This window comes from Cognatundibacterium luofuense (genome assembly GCF_018139685.1).
Lineage (GTDB): Bacteria > Pseudomonadota > Gammaproteobacteria > Burkholderiales > Burkholderiaceae_D > Undibacterium > Undibacterium luofuense.
This window is the reverse complement of sequence record NZ_JAGSPN010000095.1, coordinates 1-529: the sequence shown is the minus strand read 5'-3', so window position 1 is coordinate 529 and position 529 is coordinate 1. Positions and strand designations below refer to the sequence as shown.

Below are 529 nucleotides of genomic sequence, written 5' to 3'. Positions count from 1 at the left end.
AGAGCGCGCAAAGTGAACGATGCGGCGGATGGCTGGCTAGTGCGTTTCGAAGTGCAGGATTCTGGCATAGGTATGAGTGAGGAACAGCAAAGCAAATTGTTCCGTTCTTTTGAACAAGCCGACAGTTCCACTACGCGCAAATACGGTGGTACCGGACTGGGGCTGGCGATTAGCAAACAACTGGCACGTCTGATGGGTGGCGATGTGGGTGTCAGCAGCGAAGTCGGCAAGGGCAGTACCTTCTGGTGTACTGTGCATTTATCTGCAGCGAAACAGGAGGTCGCCCCGCCCGAACCGCTGGAAGAAAATATGAGCAACACCAAGCTGCGTTTGCTGGTCAATGAGCGCGAACGCATTACGGTGCTGGTGGTCGATGACAACCAGTTCAATCAGCAGATCGCCTCAGAATTACTGGAAAGTGCCGATCTGACGGTATTACTGGCAAGTGATGGCCAACAAGCGTTGGATATCCTGGTGGACAGAGCCGTAGACTGCATACTGATGGACATACAAATGCCGGTCATGGATG

General features: G+C 53.1%; 1 protein-coding gene. It reads left to right on the top strand.

Annotated elements, in window-relative coordinates:
* Positions 1-529: ATP-binding protein (locus tag KDM89_RS19490; RefSeq protein WP_212689555.1), on the top strand; the 529-nt coding region annotated here is incomplete at both ends.